At 57.6% G+C, this 20,588-nt stretch carries 13 protein-coding genes and 5 pseudogenes; 2 read left to right on the top strand and 16 right to left on the bottom strand.

Annotated elements, in window-relative coordinates; translation table 11 throughout:
- The first annotated feature begins 3 nt into the window (after window positions 1-3).
- Window positions 4-201, top strand: coding sequence for a DNA gyrase inhibitor YacG (gene yacG, locus WLO32_RS03455; RefSeq protein ID WP_121266942.1), 198 nt, complete (start codon window positions 4-6; stop codon window positions 199-201).
- Here the strand turns inward: yacG and mutT are convergent.
- The 3 genes and pseudogenes from mutT to secM all read right to left on the bottom strand — a co-directional run bounded on the left by mutT (window position 198) and on the right by secM (window position 3,935).
- A pseudogene (gene mutT, locus WLO32_RS03450) lies at window positions 198-589 on the bottom strand (8-oxo-dGTP diphosphatase MutT). The gene yacG and the pseudogene mutT sit on opposite strands and share 4 nt — an antisense overlap.
- A gap of 64 nt (window positions 590-653) precedes the next feature.
- Window positions 654-3,361: pseudogene (gene secA / locus WLO32_RS03445) on the bottom strand (preprotein translocase subunit SecA).
- 22 nt (window positions 3,362-3,383) lie between these two features.
- On the bottom strand, window positions 3,384-3,935 hold the full coding sequence (secM, locus tag WLO32_RS03440; protein WP_435947204.1) for a secA translation cis-regulator SecM: 552 nt from the start codon (window positions 3,933-3,935) through the stop codon (window positions 3,384-3,386).
- Between the two features lie 22 nt (window positions 3,936-3,957).
- On the opposite strand from secM, the gene WLO32_RS03435 reads away from it, so the two are divergent.
- The gene (locus WLO32_RS03435; RefSeq protein WP_435947203.1) at window positions 3,958-4,467 is read left to right on the top strand and encodes a DUF721 domain-containing protein; all 510 of its coding nucleotides are present in this window, start codon (window positions 3,958-3,960) and stop codon (window positions 4,465-4,467) included.
- A 15-nt stretch (window positions 4,468-4,482) separates the two neighbouring features.
- Here WLO32_RS03435 and lpxC read toward each other — a convergent pair whose 3' ends face one another.
- The 13 genes and pseudogenes from lpxC to WLO32_RS03370 all read right to left on the bottom strand — a co-directional run bounded on the left by lpxC (window position 4,483) and on the right by WLO32_RS03370 (window position 20,579).
- Window positions 4,483-5,400, bottom strand: a complete 918-nt coding sequence (gene lpxC / locus WLO32_RS03430; protein WP_121266946.1) for a UDP-3-O-acyl-N-acetylglucosamine deacetylase — start codon at window positions 5,398-5,400, stop codon at window positions 4,483-4,485.
- 100 nt (window positions 5,401-5,500) lie between these two features.
- Window positions 5,501-6,659, bottom strand: a pseudogene (ftsZ, locus tag WLO32_RS03425) (cell division protein FtsZ).
- Between the two features lie 63 nt (window positions 6,660-6,722).
- The gene (gene ftsA, locus WLO32_RS03420) at window positions 6,723-7,979 is read right to left on the bottom strand and encodes a cell division protein FtsA (RefSeq protein ID WP_435947202.1); all 1,257 of its coding nucleotides are present in this window, start codon (window positions 7,977-7,979) and stop codon (window positions 6,723-6,725) included.
- Window positions 7,976-8,812, bottom strand: a complete 837-nt coding sequence (ftsQ, locus tag WLO32_RS03415) for a cell division protein FtsQ (protein WP_435947201.1) — start codon at window positions 8,810-8,812, stop codon at window positions 7,976-7,978. Before ftsQ ends, ftsA begins: the two co-directional genes overlap by 4 nt.
- 1 nt (window position 8,813) lies before the next feature.
- A complete protein-coding gene (locus WLO32_RS03410; RefSeq protein WP_435947200.1) occupies window positions 8,814-9,734 on the bottom strand; it encodes a D-alanine--D-alanine ligase in 921 nt (306 codons plus the stop codon).
- The gene (gene murC, locus WLO32_RS03405; RefSeq protein WP_435947199.1) at window positions 9,727-11,202 is read right to left on the bottom strand and encodes a UDP-N-acetylmuramate--L-alanine ligase; all 1,476 of its coding nucleotides are present in this window, start codon (window positions 11,200-11,202) and stop codon (window positions 9,727-9,729) included. Before murC ends, WLO32_RS03410 begins: the two co-directional genes overlap by 8 nt.
- 76 nt (window positions 11,203-11,278) lie before the next feature.
- Window positions 11,279-12,346: an undecaprenyldiphospho-muramoylpentapeptide beta-N-acetylglucosaminyltransferase gene (murG, locus tag WLO32_RS03400; RefSeq protein WP_435947198.1), complete on the bottom strand. Its 1,068-nt coding sequence runs from the start codon at window positions 12,344-12,346 to the stop codon at window positions 11,279-11,281.
- Window positions 12,343-13,587 (bottom strand): cell division protein FtsW, encoded by a 1,245-nt coding sequence (gene ftsW / locus WLO32_RS03395; RefSeq protein ID WP_435947197.1) that lies wholly within the window; start codon window positions 13,585-13,587, stop codon window positions 12,343-12,345. The genes murG and ftsW overlap by 4 nt, the downstream gene beginning before the upstream one ends.
- Window positions 13,587-14,903, bottom strand: coding sequence for a UDP-N-acetylmuramoyl-L-alanine--D-glutamate ligase (gene murD, locus WLO32_RS03390; protein WP_435947196.1), 1,317 nt, complete (start codon window positions 14,901-14,903; stop codon window positions 13,587-13,589). Before murD ends, ftsW begins: the two co-directional genes overlap by 1 nt.
- 2 nt (window positions 14,904-14,905) lie before the next feature.
- Window positions 14,906-15,988, bottom strand: a complete 1,083-nt coding sequence (gene mraY / locus WLO32_RS03385) for a phospho-N-acetylmuramoyl-pentapeptide-transferase (RefSeq protein ID WP_435947195.1) — start codon at window positions 15,986-15,988, stop codon at window positions 14,906-14,908.
- Complete coding sequence (gene murF / locus WLO32_RS03380; protein WP_435947194.1) at window positions 15,982-17,340, bottom strand: UDP-N-acetylmuramoyl-tripeptide--D-alanyl-D-alanine ligase; 1,359 nt, start codon at window positions 17,338-17,340, stop codon at window positions 15,982-15,984. The genes mraY and murF overlap by 7 nt, the downstream gene beginning before the upstream one ends.
- A pseudogene (gene murE, locus WLO32_RS03375) lies at window positions 17,337-18,825 on the bottom strand (UDP-N-acetylmuramoyl-L-alanyl-D-glutamate--2,6-diaminopimelate ligase). The gene murF and the pseudogene murE overlap by 4 nt, the downstream one beginning before the upstream one ends.
- A pseudogene (locus tag WLO32_RS03370) lies at window positions 18,812-20,579 on the bottom strand (peptidoglycan glycosyltransferase FtsI). Before WLO32_RS03370 ends, murE begins: the two co-directional pseudogenes overlap by 14 nt.
- Between the last annotated feature and the right edge of the window lie 9 nt (window positions 20,580-20,588).

The raw sequence follows: 20,588 nt of genomic DNA, 5'->3' as shown, positions 1-20,588 counted from the left end.
AAGATGTCTGAAACTACCGTCGTTAACTGCCCCGGCTGCGGTAAAGCCGTTATCTGGAATGAAACCAGCCCTTACCGTCCGTTTTGCAGCAAACGCTGCCAGCTTATTGATTTAGGCGAATGGGCCGCGGAAGAAAAGCGCATCCCAAGCAGCAGCGATCTCTCTGATACCGATGGCTGGAGCGAAGAACAGCAGCCTTAAGGCTGCTGTAATTTATTGATAACCGGTTCGTTGGCCGGCGGAAAATCGCCGGCTTTCAAATCCTGCTGCGCAATCCACTGTCCCGGCTGCCCTTCTTTGCCCCACGGCTCCCCTTCCCAGCCTTCAACAAGGTAAAACCACAGCGTGATGTGCCTGTCGGGGAACTGATACGCCAGGGTTTCAAACTGCGAGTAGCGCGTCGCGGTAATGCCCGTCTCTTCGTGCAGCTCACGCACCAGGGGCCCTGCGCGGGCGTTTCGTCCGCTTCGATTTTCCCTCCCGGGAATTCCAGCATGTTCGCCATATGGGCGTCGCCCGCCCTTCGGGTAATAAATATTTCACCCTGTGGGTTACGAATGATGCCGACGGCAATCTGTAGTTGTTTCATTTTTAATCAGGCGCTCCATAAAGAAAAGGCGCAGCAAGCTGCGCCTTAAGCTACTGGCTTGTGCTTAGCTCAGACGGCCGTGGCACTGTTTGAATTTTTTACCGGAGCCGCACGGGCAAGGGTCGTTACGACCCACTTTGCGCTCGCCGGTTTCTGCCGCCAACGCAATGGCGGCCTGAGTATCGTCGTCAACGTGGCTTAGCTGCTGCATCTGAGCCAGGCGCTCGGCCTCTTCACGACGCTGCTGCTCCATGGCTTCAACTTCTTCCGGCATGCGTACCTGGACTTTGCTCAGGGTGCTGATCACTTCGTATTTCAGCGACTCAAGCATGGCCGCAAACATAGCGAAGGATTCGCGCTTGTACTCCTGCTTCGGATCCTTTTGCGCGTAGCCGCGCAGGTGGATGCCCTGACGCAGGTAGTCCATCGCCGCCAGATGCTCTTTCCACAGGGAGTCGAGCGTTTGCAGCATCACGCCTTTCTCGAAGTGGCGCATCATCTCAACGCCGACAACCTCTTCTTTGCGCTGATAAACTTCGATCGCGTTTTGCAGGATGCGCTCACGCAGCGTCTCTTCATGCAGCTCAGGCTCTTTGTCCAGCCACTCTTTGATTGGCATATCGAGGTCAAAGTCGTTTTTCAGGCGCTCTTCGAGCCCCTGAACATCCCACATCTCTTCCAGAGACTGCGGCGGGATATGAGCGTCGATGGTGGTTTTGAACACGTCTTCGCGGATGCTGCTGATGGTTTCGCTTACGTCGCTCACGTCCAGCAGCTCATTACGCTGGCTGTAGATGGCGCGGCGCTGGTCGTTGGCGACATCGTCGTATTCCAGCAGCTGCTTACGAATATCGAAGTTGCGGCTTTCAACCTTACGCTGCGCGTTGGCGATAGCTTTAGTCACCCATGGGTGTTCAATGGCTTCACCCGGCTTCATGCCCAGCTTACGCATCATATTGGACACGCGATCCGAGGCGAAGATACGCATCAGGGCATCTTCCATAGACAGGTAGAAGCGGGAAGAGCCCGCATCGCCCTGACGACCGGAACGGCCCGCGCAGCTGGTTATCGATACGACGGGATTCGTGACGCTCGGTACCGATGATATGTAAACCGCCGGAAGCCAGCACCGCTTCGTGACGAACCTGCCAGTCGGCCTTAATCTGCGCGATCTGCTCAGGCGTCGGATCTTCAAGCTCGGCCACTTCGGCCTGCCAGCTGCCGCCCAGCACGATATCCGTACCGCGGCCCGCCATGTTGGTGGCGATGGTTACCGCAGCGGGATAGCCAGCCTGCGCCACAATGGCCGCTTCGTTAGCGTGGAACTTAGCGTTCAGCACGTTGTGCTTGATGCCCGCTTTGGTTAACTCGGCGGACACCACTTCGGATTTCTCGATGGAGATGGTCCCCACCAGTACCGGCTGGCCGTTTGCCGTACGCTCTTTAATGTCTTCGATGATGGCGCCGATTTTGTCCATTTCGGTCATATAGACCAGATCCGGCATGTCTTTACGGATCATCGGACGGTTGGTCGGCACCACAATGGTATCGAGCTTGTAGATGGAGCTGAATTCGAAAGCTTCGGTGTCTGCGGTACCGGTCATACCTGCCAGCTTTTCATACAGGCGGAAGTAGTTCTGGAAGGTGATGGAAGCCAGCGTCTGGTTCTCGTTTTGAATCTCCACGCCTTCTTTTGCTTCCACGGCCTGGTGCAGGCCATCGGACCAGCGACGGCCCTGCATGGTACGGCCGGTGTGTTCATCAACGATAATGACTTCGCCGTCTTTAACGATATAGTCAACGTCGCGGGTAAAGAGCACGTGCGCGCGCAGTGCGGCAGTGACGTGGTGCATCAGCATAATGTTCGTCGGGGAGTAAAGCGACTCGCCCTCGTCCATCATGCCCGCCTCCATCAGCAGCTCTTCAACTTTCACCAGGCCGCGTTCGGTCAGGTTAACCTGGCGGGATTTTTCATCCACGGAGAAGTGGCCTTCGCCCTGGAAAGTGTCGGAGTCTTCTTTTTCCTGACGAATCAGGTGCGGAATGATGGTATTTACTTTTTTGTACAGCTCGGAGCTGTCTTCGGCCGGGCCGGAGATGATAAGCGGAGTACGGGCCTCGTCAATCAGGATGGAGTCCACCTCATCCACCAGCGCATAGTGCAGCTTGCGCTGAACGCGTTCTTCAGGGCTGAACGCCATGTTGTCGCGCAGGTAGTCAAAGCCGTATTCGTTGTTGGTGCCGTAGGTGATATCGGCAGCGTAGGCTTCGCGCTTGGCCGGGGGCCGGCATGCCCGGCAGGTTGACGCCGACGCTCAGGCCGAGGAATTCAAACAGCGGACGGTTGTTTTCCGCATCACGCTGGGCCAGATAGTCGTTCACCGTTACCACGTGGACGCCTTTGCCGCTCAGCGCGTTCAGGTAAGCAGGCAAAGTCGCCGTCAGCGTTTTACCTTCACCGGTACGCATTTCCGCGATGCAGCGATCGTTTAGCACCATGCCGCCGAGCAGCTGCACGTCGAAGTGACGCATACCGAAGACGCGTTTGCTGGCTTCACGCACCACGGCGAAGGCTTCAGGAATTAAATTTTCCAGCACTTCGCCCTTTTCCAGACGGGCGCGGAACTCGTTGGTTTTCGCCTTCAGCTCATCGTCAGAGAGCTTTTCCATTTGCGGTTCCATGCTGTTAATCATGGTCACCACTTTACGCATACGGCGCAAGGTACGGTCGTTACGACTACCAAAAACTTTAGTTAACAATTTGATTAGCATAATAAATTCTCGAACGCCTGCATCAGAGCAGATCTACAGATAATGTTATAATTAAAAGAATTTTGTTTAGCTGATGCGTTGTGGGGCCGGCGCGAATCCCCTGCACCTGGCTTAGCCATATCGCGGTAGTGAATACCGCAACCGCGGGACGCTGCCAGAGAGAGAGATGGCGGACGATAACGGGAGGCTTGCTTTCCTGGGTCAACAGCGCGTTGAGCGTATCCAGCAAAGCGAGATGCTGCGCCTGTAGCGGCATACTTTCCTGAGCGACCGGCAGCGTCTGGGGCGCCATAGCAAAAGAAAGATGGCGGATTACGGTACGGATGGCATGCTGATGCCAGTAATCCACATTAAATGAGGGACGGCGGGTGCTTTCCTGCAATAATGCCAGGCTATCGAAGCTAACCTGATTAAGATAGTCCTGACTGCTGGCAGAGGTTTCCGCGGGGGCGTTATGGTCGGTATTGCCGCTGAACGCAGGCATGCCGAAACTCGCCGCGACCATCCCCAACAGGAGATGCGGCCAGAAGTAACGTCTGCCAAACTGTCGCCAACGATTTAGAATACCAATCACTTTTTCCGCCGGAGCTTATAGTATGCGTGATAGTCGCCCGCAATCTTTAGATAACCTGTTCGACGATGCCGGAGCTCAAAGCGTGCTGCAAAACGTGCAGCAGCGCGCGGCTGCCTTATTGCGGCTCAACCGGGCAGTGAGAAGCATAATACCCGCTCAACTGCATCCCTGGTGCCGGGTCGCAAACTTCCGGCAGGGGATCCTCGTACTTGAAACGGCGAATGCCAGCTGGCTGATGCGGTTACGCTATGAACAGGCCACGCTGCTGAGTGCATTACGCGCACAAATACTACCATCATTGACGTCGATCGACATCAGGATTAATCCTTCGCTGGCAGCAATTGGCAAGGATTCCGTACAAGAAAACAGCATTCAGACGTCGGGTGGACAATTTGCGGTAAATCGGGAATTAAGCGAGCAAAGCGCGGAGGCATTACGCGAGGTGGCTAAACGTAGCCCGGAGAAACTTAGAGCGGCAATAGAACGACTGGCTTCGTTGGCCGGAGAGAGTACCAACAAAAACCAGTCGTAATTGATATATCAGGCCTTACGCCAGCACCATGGTTGGCGCTTTGAATGCCAGAGGAAGCTCAGCGTCGTCTTCAAAGGTCGCCCATTCCCAGGCTTCCTGCTTCGCTAAAACCGCCTGCAACAGCTTGTTGTTCAGCGCATGACCAGATTTATAGGCGGTAAACGCGCCGATAATGTTGTGGCCACACATGAACAGGTCGCCGATGGCATCGAGCATTTTGTGACGAACGAATTCATCTTCAAAACGCAGGCCGTCTTCGTTCAGTACGCGATAATCGTCAACAACGATGGCACAATCGAAGCTGCCGCCCAGGCACAGGCCGCGGGACTGCAGATATTCGATATCACGCATAAAACCGAAAGTACGAGCGCGGCTGATCTGGCGCATAAACGCGTCCGCAGAGAAGTTCATGCGGTAACGCTGGGTGCTGGCATCAATCGCCGGATGGTTAAAGTCGATGGTAAAGTCCAACGAAAAACCATTATACGGCCTGAATTCAGCCCATTTATCGCCATCTTCAACACGAACCGTCTCTTTGACGCGCACAAATTTCTTCGCGCAGTTCAACTCATCGATCCCGGCGTCAAGCAGCAGGTAGACGAATGGCGCCGCGCTACCGTCCATAATCGGGATTTCTGGCGCATCGACTTCAACGATAATGTTGTCGATACCCAGCCCCGCCAGGGCAGCGTTAAGGTGCTCAACGGTAGATATCCGCACATCGTGCTCGTTCACCAGGCAAGTACAGAGCATGGTATCACGCACAGATTTTGCATCTGCCGGAAAATCCACCGGAGGATTCAAGTCGGTGCGACGATAGATGACCCCGGTATTGGCCGGCGCAGGGCGCAACGTCAGCGTGACCTTTTTGCCGGTATGCAAACCGACGCCAGTCGCCTGAACGATACGTTTAAGTGTCCTTTGTTTGATCATCGTATAATCTCGCCAAATTACTTATCCAACCGAAGTGTATATCACAATCGGCAGGCCAGTTTAGCACAAAGAGCGGATATGCCCAACTTCAGGTTTATTCTTAATCAGCCTGCTTGCGCAGAAACGCTGGAATATCCAGATAATCAGGCTCTTTCGCAGTTTGCGGCGTGTTGTCGTTAACGACTTTAGCAGCAGGTTTTTGTTCCTGCGTCAGGGGCGCCATACCGTGCTGCTGGTAGCGATCCATAACAGGCTGCTGGGTCTGCTGCTGTTTGTTGGTCACCAGGGTAATTTCAGGACGCTTGTCCATGCCAATACCGGTAGCCACAACGGTAACGCGCAGCTCGTCGTTCATCTCTGGATCCAAAGAGGTGCCGATCACTACGGTGGCGTTATCAGAGGCGAACGCACGAATGGTGTTACCCACGGTTTCGAACTCATCCAGACGCAGGTCGAAGCCAGCGGTGATGTTGACCAGCACGCCGCGAGCGCCGGACAGGTCGATATCTTCCAGCAGCGGGCTGGAGATGGCCATTTCCGCCGCTTCTTCAGCGCGGTCTTCGCCGCTTGCAACCCCTGAGCCCATCATGGCGTAACCCATTTCGGACATTACGGTGCGCACGTCGGCAAAGTCGACGTTCATCAGGGCCCGGACGGGTAATCAGTTCGGCGATACCCTGCACTGCGCCTTTTAATACGTCGTTCGCCGCGCCAAACGCGTCGAGCAGAGAGATGCCACGGCCCAGCACTTTGAGCAGCTTGTCGTTTGGAATGGTGATCAGGGAGTCAACGTGTTTTGACAGCTCGGCGATGCCCTGCTCCGCGAAGGCCATACGCTTCTTGCCTTCGAAGTTAAAAGGCTTGGTTACGACGGCTACGGTCAGAATACCGAGGTCTTTCGCAACTTCAGCGACCACAGGTGCCGCGCCCGTACCGGTACCACCGCCCATACCTGCGGCGATAAACACCATGTCTGCGCCTTCCAGTGCGGCACGCAGCGCATCGCGATCTTCATCGGCTGCGGAACGGCCCACTTCAGGATTTGCCCCAGCGCCCAGACCTTTGGTAATACCATTACCAATCTGGATCGTCTGGCCTACTGCAGTTTTACGTAACGCCTGCGCGTCGGTATTCACCGCGAAGAATTCAACGCCCTCGATGCGCTCGCGCACCATGTGTTCAACGGCATTACCGCCGCCGCCACCGACGCCGATGACTTTAATCACCGCGTCGTTGGTCAGTTCCATAGGTTCAAACATAGTTTCTCTCCGTTTTGTGCCTGTCGCCTGAGACCGCTAATTTTGTCCGGTCTCTTATAAAAATTAAAACTCTTTTCTCAGCCAGCTGTTGATTCGCTTAAACCATGAGCCGACAGAGGTCCGTTTTTCCACTTCTGCTTCACCGCTGAGATGAGACTCCTTCCCGTAGTGCAGCAAGCCGACGGCAGTCGAATAGTACGACTCCTGGGCATAATCAGTCAGGCCAGTGATATTTAACGGCTGTCCGATACGCACCTGCGTATGGAACACGCGCTGGGCGCAGGCCGCCAGACCTTCAATTTGCGCCGCGCCGCCGGTCAATACAATCCCCGCGGCCAGGTGGTGCTTCACACCCTGCAGGCGGAGCTGCTCCTGCAGCTGTAAAATCTCTTCGTTAACCAGGTTAAGCAACTCGGTATAACGTGGCTCAATCACTTCAGCAAGCGTCTGACGCTGCAGGCTACGCGGCGGACGACCGCCCACGCTTGGCACCTCGACGTTTTCGTCTTTGCCGACAATCGAACCCAGCGCGCAACCATGGCGTACTTTAATGGCTTCGGCATCGCTTGGCGGCGTACCGAAAGCATAAGCGATATCACTGGTCACCACGTTTCCCGCATAGGGAATAACCTTGGTGTGGCGCAGCGCGCCGCCGGTGTATACCGCAATGTCCATTGTACCACCACCGATATCAACTACGCAGACGCCCAGTTCACGTTCGTCTTCGGTTAAAACGGAGTAGCTCGCAGCCAGGCCCGCAAAAATAAGTTGGTCAACTTTCAGGCCGCAACGTTCAACGGCTTTAACAATGTTTTTGGCCATATCGTTGTGGCAGGTAATCAAATGCACCTTGGCCTGCATACGCACGCCAGATAACCCTACCGGATTTTTAATGCCTTCCTGATAGTCGATGGCATATTCTTGCGGGATAACGTGCAGAACGCGATGTTCGTCACGAACGCGCACCGATTTCGCGGTGTGCACGACGTTTTCCACGTCCTCCTGCGTCACCTCTTCTTCGGAGATCGGCACCATACCAATTTCGTTCTGGCAGCTAATATGCTTGCCGGACAGCGCCAGGTAAACCGAAGAAATTTGGCAATCCGCCATAAGCTCGGCCTGATCGATTGCCCGCTGTACGCATTTTACTACCGATTCGAGGTCGTTAACTCCGCCTTTATCCATCCCACGGGATGGGCAGCTACCCACGCCGATAATATTGACCATACCGTCGGGCAGAACTTCCCCTACTAAAGCGGCGACCTTCGCGGTGCCGATCTCCAGTCCAACTACCAGTTTTCTGTCCGTCGCCTTGATCATTGTTGTTCTGCCTGTGCCTGATTCTGTTGCTGATTAGGATTAGGTTCCTGTTCGGGAGCGGGCTGCCAGCCTACCGCCGCGCCAGAGTCATACCGCAGGTCGACATAGCTGACGACTTTGTTGTCAGCCTGCTCCTGCTGTTGCAAAACCGGATAAAGTTCTACAAATCGACTCAGGCGTTTCATCGTATCGCCCCGGCCCAGATTGAGCTTAATACCGTTGTTCAGCGTCAACTGCCAGGAACGACGGGCGGTCATCGCCGCCTCTTTCAACGTGAATTTATCCTTTGCCAGCACCTGCCCCATTGCGCGATAGCCCTGCAAAACTTCACCTTCACTCCCTTCCGGGCCGGATAACATAGGTAAAGTCTGCTTTCCCGTACGATCTGCCGGGACGCTGAACGAGTTGCCTTCGGCGTCAATCATGTGCTGATCATTCCACCGCGCTATGGGTACATATTCAACCAGATGAATCTTCAATTCGTCCGGCCACTGCTTTCTTACGCTTGCCTGCTTGATCCAGGGCAAACGTTCAATCTGCTGCTGGATGATATTCACATCCTGCGTCATAAAGGTGCCCGGAGGCCCCAGCGCCAGAATCGACTGGCGAATATCATCATTGCGCGTGTAGTGCCGATCGCCGGTTACCACTAGCCTGGAAAGGGGCAGACGCTGAGCGTCTTCCATCCAGCCGACCACAATCCAGCCGCCGATAAACACCGTAAACAGCACCGCACTCAGGAAGATAATGCCCGCCAGGCGTCCGCCGTTGCTGCGACGAACGCTGGTTGGTTCTTCCTGGCGATTACGCGCATTCAGGGCTGCTTGCGACATATCAGTCCGCCAACTCCAGAATACGTACTACCAGCTGTGAGAAAGTCATCCCCGCCTGCCGCGCCGCCATGGGCACCAGGCTGTGGCTGGTCATGCCCGGGGAGGTGTTTCCTTCCAGCAGATAAAACCGCCCGTCGCTATCCTGCATAACGTCCACGCGGCCCCAGCCGCTGCAGCCTAAAACCTGCCAGGCCTGCAGCACTAACGCCTGCAGCTCCTGTTCGCGCTGCTCCGCGAGGCCCGCCGGGCAGAAATATTTAGTCTCATCAGAGAGATACTTCGCGTCATAATCATAGAAGGTTCCAGCCGGTTGGATACGAATTGACGGTAATATTTCCTCGCCGAGGATCGCTACCGTGTATTCAGGCCCGCTTAACCATTTCTCCACCAGCACTTCTTCATCGTGCTTAAAGGCCAGCTCCAGCGCGGCAGGAAGTGCTGCGACGCTGTCGACCTTCGACATCCCAACGCTTGAACCTTCACGGCTCGGCTTGACGATAACCGGCAGGCCCAGCTGCGCGATGCGCTCCTTGGTGGCGGCGGTAATCCCCGCCTCAAGGTCGCGGCGCGTTAATGCAACCCAGGGCGCAACCGGCAAATTCGCACCCTGCCACAGCAGCTTGGTACGCAGTTTATCCATGGTGATAGCCGAAGCCATCACGCCGCTGCCGGTGTAAGGCAGGCCCAGAAACTCTAACAGCCCCTGCAGCGTACCATCTTCACCGCCGCGGCCGTGCAGCGCGATGAAAACTTTATCGAAACCCTGAGCCTTCAGGTCGGTTACCGGGGTTTCTTTTGGATCGATACCGTGCGCGTCTATACCGCCTTCAATCAAACCGGCCAGGACGGCGGCGCCGGACTGTAGCGACACCTCACGTTCAGCGGAGGTGCCGCCCAGCAGAACAGCGATTTTATCAGCCATGGTGGTCTTCCTCCTGCGCCTGCGGCTGCAGTTTAATTTCAGCCAGTTTTCTCGCAATCTTGCCGACGTTTCCGGCGCCCTGAATAAGAATCAAATCATTTCCCGTCAGCACCGGCGCAAGCATATCCGCCACCTGGCCTGCTTCCGGCACGAGGATTGGATCCACTTTACCGCGGCTGCGGATGGTGCGACACAGCGAACGGCTGTCGGCGCCGGGGATAGGCGCTTCGCCGGCGGCGTACACGTCCAGCATCAGCAAAGAGTCCACCTGGGAGAGCACATTGGCGAAATCGTCATACAGGTCGCGGGTGCGAGTAAAACGGTGCGGCTGGAAAATCATTACCAGATTTTTGTCTGGCCAGCCTGCGCGCGCGGCTTTAATGGTCGCGTCCACTTCCGTCGGGTGGTGGCCGTAATCGTCAACCAGCATCGCGCTGCCCGCCTTGCCGTTTACCGGCTCCAGCGGATATTCGCCCAGGAAATCAAAGCGGCGGCCGGTACCCTGGAAGCTTTCCAGGGCGCACAGGATGGCGTCATCTTCGATGCCTTCCTCGGTGGCAACGGCAACCGCCGCCGCCGCGTTCAACGCGTTATGACGGCCGGGCGCGTTCAGCGTGACGTGCAACTCCGGCTTGTCCAGACGCACGATGGTGAAATGTCCCTGCGGACCTTTCTGCTGATAGTTTTCGATGCGGACATCCGCATCCTCGCTAAAACCGTAGGTGGTGGTTTGACGGCCCACGCGCGGCAGCAGCTCGCGGATCACCGGATCGTCGACGCACATCACCGCACGGCCGTAAAACGGCAGATTGTGCAGGAAGTTAATAAACGTCTGCTTCAGGTTCTCGAAGTCGCCCTGGTAGGTATCCATATGGTCGGCTTCGATGTTGGTCACCACAGAAACCATCGGCTGCAGATGGAGGAATGACGCATCGCTCTCATCCGCTTCCGCGATTAAATAGCGGCTGTTGCCCAGCCGCGCATGCGTTCCCGCCGCCTTAACCAGCCCGCCGTTAACGAAGGTAGGATCCAGACCCGCTTCCGCGTAAATGCTCGATACCATCGCCGTCGTGGTGGTTTTCCCGTGGGTGCCCGCGATGGCGATGCCATGACGGAAACGCATTAATTCAGCCAGCATTTCGGCACGACGGATAACCGGAATGCGCGCTTCATGAGCGGCGACTATCTCCGGGTTATCCGCGGAAATGGCGGTGGAAACCACGACCACGCTTGCGTCACGCACGTTTTCAGGGCGGTGATTAAAATAAATAGTGGCACCCAGTGCCGACAACTGTTGCGTGACCGGATTAGGCGCCAGATCGGATCCGCTAATCTGGTAACCTTCGTTGGCCAAAACCTCGGCAATGCCGCCCATGCCGGCGCCGCCGATGCCAACAAAGTGAATGTGCCGGACGCGACGCATCTCGGGCACGATAGAACGCAGTTTCGCCAGTTGTTGTGTATTCATTCTTTAACCTGCGGCGCCTTGCGCCATTACATCAAAAATTCACGGGTGGAAATCGCCACCCACAACCTTTAAATCATTACGCCAGTGCTGCGGCGCTTACTTCTTTGGCTACCCGCTCGGTGGCGTCAGGAATGGACGCTGCGCGCGCGCGTTCGGCCATCGCCAGCAACCTTGTCCTGTCCCATCCGGCGAGCGTTTCGGTAACGGCGTCCACGGTAAACTGTGGTTGCTCCAGGATTTTGGCGGCCCCGGCCTTTTCCAGCGGCAACGCGTTCCAGTACTGCTGACGGTCTTTATGCTGGAAGGGGACGAACAGCGCGGGCAGGCCCGCGGCTGCGATTTCGCTTACGGTCAACGCGCCCGAGCGGCATACCACCACATCCGCCCACGCGTATGCAGCGGCCATGTCGTCGATAAATTCAGTCACCTTATGCTGAGGCTGCGCGGCTTCCGCATAAGCCTGCTGCACTACGGCCTGCCCGCCCTTGCCGCACTGATGCCAGATAGTCACGGCGGCGCCGAGACGCCCCGCTACCTGCGGCATGGTCTGGTTCAGCACGCGAGCGCCCTGGGAACCCCCGACCACCAGTACGCGTACCGGACCTTCACGCCCGGCAAAACGCGCCTGGGGCAAAGGCAGCGCCAGCACGTCCGTGCGCACCGGGTTGCCGACTACGTCAGCATGCGCAAAAGCGCCAGGGAACGCCTGCATTACCTTTTTGGCGATTCTGGCGAGCCATTTATTGGTCAGCCCCGCAATACCGTTTTGCTCGTGCAAAACAACGGGAATGCCAAGCGACCATGCGGCCAGCCCGCCCGGGCCGGAAACATAGCCGCCCATGCCCAGCACCACGTCCGGACGATACGCTTTCATAAGCGCCCTCGCCTGCCGCCAGGCGTTAAAGATACGCGCCGGCGCCAGCAGCAGCGCTTTCAGCCCCTTGCCGCGCAGGCCTGAAATGCTGATAAAGTCGATTTCAATGCCGTGTTTCGGAACAAGGTCCGCTTCCATACGATCGGCGGTGCCGAGCCAGCGCACCTGCCAGCCTTCGGCCATCAGGTGATGAGCCACCGCAAGCCCCGGGAAAACGTGTCCTCCGGTGCCGCCCGCCATCACCATTAACCGCCGGGATTGTTTGCTCATCGCACACCCCGCGTAAACGCCTGGGCTTTTGCCAGACGCGTTTCATAATCAATACGCAGCAACATCATGATTGCCGTAGACATAATCAATAAGCTGGAGCCGCCGTAACTGATAAGCGGCAGCGTCAGGCCCTTCGTCGGCAGCATGCCCGCCGCCGCGCCCACGTTAACTAACGCCTGGAAACTGAACCAGATACCGATGGAACAGGCGAGGAAGCCTGCAAATCGTTGATCCATTTCAAGAGCGCGTTTGCCGATGGACATCGCGCGAAAAGCGACGAAGAATACCATCAATAAAGCCAGCACCACACCGATATATCCCAGCTCTTCGCCAATAATGGAGAAGATAAAGTCGGTGTGCGCTTCCGGCAAATACTCCAGCTTTTGTACCGAATTTCCCAGCCCCTGGCCCCAGAGTTCGCCGCGGCCAAACGCCATCAGCGACTGCGTCAGCTGGTAGCCGCTGCCGAAGGGATCTTCCCACGGGTTCCAGAAAGAGGTTACGCGGCGGATACGGTACGGTTCGGCCAGGATCAGCAGCACGACCGCCGAAATGCCCATGCCGATAATAGCGATGAACTGCCAGAGCTTGGCGCCCGCAAGGAACAGCATCGCAAGCGTGGTGACAAACAGCACCACCACCGTACCCAGGTCAGGCTGGGCCAGCAGCAGGACGGCCATCACCAGAATCACGCCCATCGGCTTCAGGAAGCCGCGTAAGTTATTACGCACCTCATCAACCTTGCGCACAAGGTAGTTGGCGAGGTAGCAGAACAGCGACAGCTTGGTGAACTCGGCCGGCTGAATGCGCAGCGGGCCGAAGGCGATCCAGCGCGACGCGCCGTTAACCGAGCTCCCCACCACCAGAACGACAAGCAGCATCGCAATGGAAAGCAGCAGCATCGCCGTGCTGTGACGCTGCCAGAAGTCCATCGGCAGGCGCAGCGTAATCAGCGACAGGATAAACGCCAGCACGATATACAGCCCGTCGCGTTTGGCAAACAGGAAAGGATCGTTTGCCAGACGCTGGCCAACCGGCATCGACGCCGAGGTCACCATGATAAAACCAATGGCGGCAAGGCCGAATGTTAGCCACAGCAGGGTGCGGTCGTAGAGCACCATGCTGTTTGAGTCGGCCTCACGGGAGCCCATCACCCAGCCTTTGAGCGCAGATGACACCCATGCCAGGATACCGAATCCTGGAACACGTGGCATACGCAGGCGAGGGAGTGATAAACGCATCAGCCCAGCTCCTTCGCAAGTCGGGTAAAGAGATCCCCGCGCTGTTCAAAGTTTTTGAACTGATCGAGGCTTGCGCAGGCCGGCGACAGCAGGACCATATCGCCCGGCTTAACGCGCGGAGCGATAAGCGCCATCGCCTGCGCCATCGTTTCCGTTTGCTCCGCCACTTCCGGACGCAGTCGCGCCAGCTCCGCGCCGTCACGGCCAAAGCAGTACAGGCGAATATTCGCCCCCTGCAGATATCGCGCAAGCGAAGAGAAGTCGGCAGATTTGCCGTCGCCGCCCAGCAGCAGATGCAGCGTGCCGTCCACCTGCAGGCCGTTCAGCGCGGCTTCGGTGCTGCCTGGGTTGGTCGCTTTGGAATCGTTGATCCAGCGAACGCCGTTATGCTCCCAGGCCAGCTGGAAACGGTGCGCGAGGCCGGTAAAGGTGGTCAGCGCCTTCAGGCTGCTGGAGCGCGGCAGTTTTACCGCGTCGGCCAGCGCAAGGGCCGCCAGCGCGTTGGTGTAGTTGTGCTGGCCTGCCAGCTTCATTTCTTTGGTGCTTAGCACCTTCTCGCCCTTCACGCGCAGCCAGGTATCCCCCTGCTGGCGATTGAGATGATAGTCGCCCACGTCCACGCCGAAGCTGATGCAACGCTCGTCTGCGCCGCGTACCGGCATGGTCAAAGCGTCGTCCGCATTCACCACGCACACCGCCGCATTTTCATAGATGCGCAGTTTGGCCGCCCGATACTGCTGCAGGCCAAACGGATACCTGTCCATATGATCTTCGCTGACGTTGAGGATCGTGGCCGCCGCCGCCTTCAGGCTGTAGGTAGTTTCTAACTGGAAGCTGGAAAGCTCCAGCACGTACAGCTCGCGATTCGGCTCAAGCAGCATCAGCGCCGGCAGGCCGATATTGCCGCCTACCCCAACGTTTATGCCTGCGGCCTTCGCCATTTCACCCACGAGGCTTGTCACCGTGCTTTTTCCGTTTGAACCGGTAATCGCCACGATCGGCGCCTGCGCTTCGCGGCAGAACAGCTCGATATCACCGACGATTTCCACGCCCTTCGCGGCCGCGTTGCTTAAAGCAGGCTGCGCCAGCGCGATACCAGGACTGGCGACGATAAGATCCGCCGCCAGCAGCCAGTCTTCATTCAGGGAGCCGAGATGGCGCTCTACCGCTTCCGGCAGCTTATCAAGGCCCGGCGGGGAGATACGGCTGTCCATCACCCGCGGCGTAACGCCGCGCGCAAGGAAGAAATCCACGCAGGACAGGCCGGTCAGGCCCAGCCCGATAATGACGACTTTTTTACCCTGGTAATCTGCCATGATTAACGCACCTTCAGCGTAGCCAGGCCAATAAGGACCAGCATCAGCGAGATAATCCAGAAGCGCACGATAACGCGCGGTTCCGGCCAGCCTTTAAGTTCATAGTGATGATGAATCGGCGCCATGCGGAAAATACGCTGTCCGCGCAGCTTAAAGGAGCCCACCTGCAGGATAACGGAAAGCGTTTCGACCACGAACACGCCGCCCATAATCACCAGCAGGAACTCCTGACGCAGCAGAACCGCGATAGTGCCAAGCGCGCCGCCCAAAGCCAGCGAGCCGACGTCGCCCATAAACACCTGCGCCGGATAGGTGTTGAACCACAGGAAACCTAAACCCGCGCCGACGATCGCCGTGCAGACGATAACCAGCTCCCCCGCATGGCGCAGATAAGGAATGTGCAGATAGCTGGCAAAGTTCATGTTGCCGGTGGCCCATGCCACCAGCGCGAAGCCGCCGGCGACCAGCACCGTAGGCATGATAGCCAGGCCGTCCAGCCCGTCGGTCAGGTTAACCGCATTGCCGGTGCCGACAATCACAAAGTAGGCCAGCAGCACGTAGAACAGGCCAAGCTGCGGCATCACGTCTTTAAAGAACGGCACCACCAGCTCGGTGGCCGGCGTTCCTTTTCCGGCGATGTACATGGTGAAAGCCACGGCAAGCGCGATGACGGACATCCAGAAATACTTCCAGCGCGCGATAAGCCCTTTGGTATCTTTGCGCACGACTTTGCGATAATCGTCGACAAAGCCTATCGCCCCGTAGCCCACCAGCACGAACAGCACGCACCAGACGTACGGATTGGATGGATAGGCCCACAGCAGCACGGAAATCACGATAGAGGTCAGGATCATGATCCCGCCCATCGTTGGCGTACCGCGCTTGCTGAAGTGTGACTCCGGGCCGTCGTTACGCACGACCTGGCCGAAAGAGAGCTGTTGTAAACGTGCAATCATGCGCGGGCCCATCCACAAAGAGATGAACAACGCGGTCAGCAGGCTGACGATGGCGCGAAACGTCAGGTAGGAAAAGACGTTAAAGCCGGAATAATATTTGACCAAGTGCTCGGCCAGCCAAACTAACATGTTCCTTTCTCCTGTAATGCGCACACCACCTCTTCCATGGCGGCACTACGTGAACCCTTCACTAAAATGGTCATCATTGAATGCTCCGCAATTAGCGCTTTAAGGCGCGCTATCACGGCTTTTTTATCGGTAAAATGTTCGCCGACTTCAGAGGCCTGGCTGATAATTTCGCTCAGCGTGCCGACGCTCAGCACGAGGTCGATGCCGGCGGCTTTCGCGGCCTCGCCGACCTGGCGGTGGCACTCCTGCGCCTGGCTGCCCAACTCGCCCATATCGCCGACCACCATCACGCGAAAACCCGGCATCTCAGAAAGCACCTGGGCGGCGGCGGTCATCGAGCCGACGTTTGCGTTATAGCTGTCATCAAGCAGCAGCTGCGTGTCGGAAAGCTGAATCGGATACAGGCGGCCCGGCACGGCTTTCAGCTCCGCCAGTCCCGTTTTCACGGCTTCAGGCGGCGCGCCTACGGCCATCGCCAGCGCGGTGGCTGCCAGCGCGTTGGCGATATTGTGGCGGCCCGGCAGGGGCATGGTGACCTCTACATCGCCCGTTGGGGTTTGCAGGGTGAATTCCGTACCGTGGGAAGTGATGCGCACGTTGGTCGCGGTAAAATCGCTGTCCGCGGCGTTAGGGGAGAAACGCCAGGTTTTGCGCTTGCCGATAACGGCCTGCCAGTTGAGCCAGTCGTTATTGTCCGCGTTCAGAATAGCGATGCCGTTAGCGGGCAAACCGGTAAAGATTTCCCCTTTGGCTTTCGCAACGCCCGCAAGCGAACCGAAGCCTTCCAGGTGCGCGGCGGCGAGGTTATTTACCAGCGCCGCTTCCGGCCGGGTCAGCCCTACCGTCCAGGCGATTTCGCCCTGATGGTTTGCCCCAAGTTCGATAACGGCATAGTCGTACTCGGGGGTCAGACGCAGCAGCGTCATCGGCACGCCGATGTCGTTATTCAGGTTGCCGGCGGTATACAGCGTGTTGCCGCACTGGCGCAGAATCGCCGCGGTCATCTCTTTTACGGAGGTCTTACCGGAAGAACCGGTCAGCGCCACCACGCGAGCGGGAACCTGCTGGCGAACCCAGGCGCCGAGCTGGCCAAAGGCGAGGCGGGTGTCTTCAACCACCAGCTGCGGAACGTCGATCGGCAGCTTACGGCTAACCAGCAGCGCGCCCGCGCCGCCTTTAACCGCGTCCTGTGCGAAATCATGGGCGTCAAAACGTTCGCCTTTAAGCGCGACGAACAGGCAGCCCGGCGTTAATTTACGCGTGTCGGTAGTGACATCCACGATATCCGCGTCAGCGCCGTGCAGCCGTCCCGGCAGAATCCCGGCGAGCTGGCTTAGTGAAACGCGAATCATGCTACAACCCCCAGCAAACGTGCTGCGGTCACGCGATCGGAATAGTCGAGACGGCGATTACCGACGATCTGATAATCTTCATGGCCCTTGCCAGCCACCAGCACCACGTCATTTTCTTTGGCCTGCATGATGGCGTTGGTCACGGCCTCGGCGCGTCCTGACACCACATAAGCGCGGCCCGCATCAAGCATGCCGGCAAGAATGTCGTCGACGATAGCTTTTGGTTCTTCCGTGCGCGGGTTGTCGTCGGTGACCACGACCACGTCAGCGTACTGCTCCGCAATAGCGCCCATCATCGGACGTTTGCCCTTATCACGGTCGCCGCCGCAGCCGAACACGCACCACAGCTTACCGGTGCAGTGCAGACGCGCGGCCTGCAGCGCTTTCTCCAGCGCATCCGGAGTGTGCGCGTAATCCACCACCACGGTAGTTTTGCCCGGCGCGGTGAACACTTCCATACGGCCGCAGACGGGCTGCAGGCGCTGCGCCGTTTTTAAGAGATCCGCAAGTTCGTAATCCAGCGCCAGAAGGGTTGCTAAAGCCAGCAGCAGGTTGCTGACGTTAAATGCGCCCATCAGGCGGCTTTCGACGACGCCATCGCCCCAGGAAGAGCTGAACTGGATAGTGGCTCCGCCATCGTGATAATGAACGTTTGTTGCCTTCAGCCAGCGCCCACGGCAGTCCGGCTGAAGGTTGTTTTCCATAGTCACCGCTACGGCATCCGGCAGGCGCGCCAGCCACTTGCGGCCGACTTCATCGTCCGCGTTGATAATGGCCTGACCGGCTTCATGCTCGGAAAATAACAGCCATTTAGCGGCCTCATAGCCGGCCATATCACCATGGTAATCAAGGTGATCGCGGCTGAGATTGGTAAACACGGAAGCAGCAAATTTCAAGGCCGCCACGCGGTGCTGCACCAGACCATGGGAAGAAACTTCCATCGCCGCGAAGGTTGCGCCCTGCTGATGCAGGTTAGCGAGCACTTGCTGCACATCAACAGCCGAGCCGGTGGTATTTTCGGTTGGGATAACCTGGTTAAGCAGCCCGTTGCCGACGGTTCCCATCACCGCGCTGGTTTCACCCAGCAGCTGGGCCCCACTGCGCGAGCAGCTGCGTGGTGGTGGTTTTGCCGTTGGTGCCGGTCACGCCGACCAGACGCAGCGCGTCGGAAGGTTCGTGGTAAAAACGCCCCGCAAGCGCGGAGAGTCGCTGGTGCAGCTGGCTGAGGTAAATCACCGGCACACCGTGCATTTCACGGATTTCGCCATCGCTTGCTTCGCCCTGCGCTTCGGCAACGACAGCCGCTACGCCTTGCGCAATTGCCTGCGGGATATATCGACGCCCGTCCGCCTGATGACCGACCACCGCCACAAAAAGGTCGCCCGAAGCCGCCACGCGGCTATCGAGTGTCATCTCTCGCAGTGCTCTCTCCGGTGCCGCTGACACCCACGGAGCGAGAAGGTCGCGCAAATTACGATCTGCCACCTGATCCCTCTTTCTGATTAATTACAAATTCGCTTTTTTCACCGGTTGCCAGCGCGTCTGGTTCAATGTTCATGGTGCGTAATACGCCGCCCATGATGGCACCGAACACGGGCGCAGATACGGCACCACCGTAATATTTACCCGCCTGCGGATCGTTAATCACCACCACCAGCGCAAAGCGTGGCTGGCTTGCTGGCGCGACGCCCGCGGTGTAGGCAATGTATTTATTGATGTATTTTCCGTCCGGGCCGACTTTCTTCGCCGTACCGGTTTTAATGGCGATGCGGTAGCCTTTGATGGCCGCTTTTACGCCCCCGCCGCCCGGCAGGGCCACGCTTTCCATCATGTGTACGACGGTGCGCACCGTCGCTTCCGGGAAAATACGCTCGCCGGGCACCGGCGGATCAACTTTGGTTATCGACAGCGGACGGTAAACGCCGTAGCTGCCGATGGTTGCGTAGACTCGCGCTAACTGTAACGGCGTTACCATTAGCCCGTAGCCGAAAGAGAAGGTGGCCCTCTCTATGTCAGACCACCGTTGTTTTTGAGGATATAAGCCACTGCGTTCCCCGACCAACCCCAAATTGGTCGCTTTTCCCAGTCCAAAACGTGAGTAAGTATCTACTAACGCTGAGGAGGGCATCGCTAACGCCAGTTTGGAAACCCCGACGTTACTCGACTTCTGTAGCACCCCGGTAAGGGTCAATTCGCTGTAGCGCGCCACGTCTTTGATCTCATGACCATTGATGCGGTACGGCACGGTATTCAGTACGGTATTCTCCTGCACGACGCCGCGCTGCAGCGCGGTCATCACCACCATCGGCTTAACGGTTGAACCGGGTTCAAACACGTCGGTGATGGTGCGGTTACGCATAATGTCTTTTGCGGTACCGGTCAGGTTGTTTGGGTTATAAGACGGGCTGTTTGCCATCGCCAGCACTTCGCCGGTGTTGACATCCACCAGCACGGCGCTGCCCGACTCGGCCTTGTTAAAGGCTACGGCGTTATTAAGCTCGCGATAAACCAGCGCCTGCAGGCGTTCATCAATGCTCAACGCCAGGTTATGGGCGGCCTGGCTGTCCGTCGAGGAAATATCTTCGATGACGCGGCCATAGCGGTCTTTACGCACGATGCGCTCGCCGGGCTGGCCGGTAAGCCATTTATCAAAGCTTTTCTCAACGCCTTCAATCCCCTGGCTGTCGACGTTGGTAAAACCAATGAGGTGAGCGGTAACTTCGCCTGACGGATAGTAACGGCGGGATTCTTCGCGCAGATGAATGCCCGGCAGCTTCAGCTTTTTGATGTAGTCGCCGATGTCCGGGTTAACCTGACGCGCCAGATAAATAAAGCGCCCTTTCGGATTGCTGTTAACGCGCGAGGCAAGCTGGTCGAGCGGCATTTTCAGCGCGTCGGCCAGCGCTTTCCAGCGGTTATCAAGGGTGATGCCGCCGGCTTCGTGCAGCTCTTTCGGATCCGCCCAGATGGCTTTCACCGGCACGCTTACCGCCAGAGGGCGGCCCGCACGGTCGCTTATCATTCCGCGCGAGGTGGAAACCTCCTGCACGCGCAGGGAACGCATGTCTCCCTGACGTACCAGCATATCCGGGGCGATAATCTGCAGCCAGGCGACGCGGCCCTAACAGGAAAGCCAGCGCCAGTAAGATACAACCGCAAAGCAACGCAAAACGCCAACCGATAAAGTTGGCCTGCTCTTCCTGGCGTTTTGGTTTAAGCGTTTTTGCCGCTGCTCTCATCTGTCGCGC

The organism is Dryocola mayonis, assembly GCF_051307045.1.
Classification (GTDB): Bacteria; Pseudomonadota; Gammaproteobacteria; order Enterobacterales; family Enterobacteriaceae; genus Dryocola.
The sequence above is the reverse complement of the archived record's forward strand: the minus strand, read 5'-3'. Positions and strand labels throughout refer to the sequence as shown.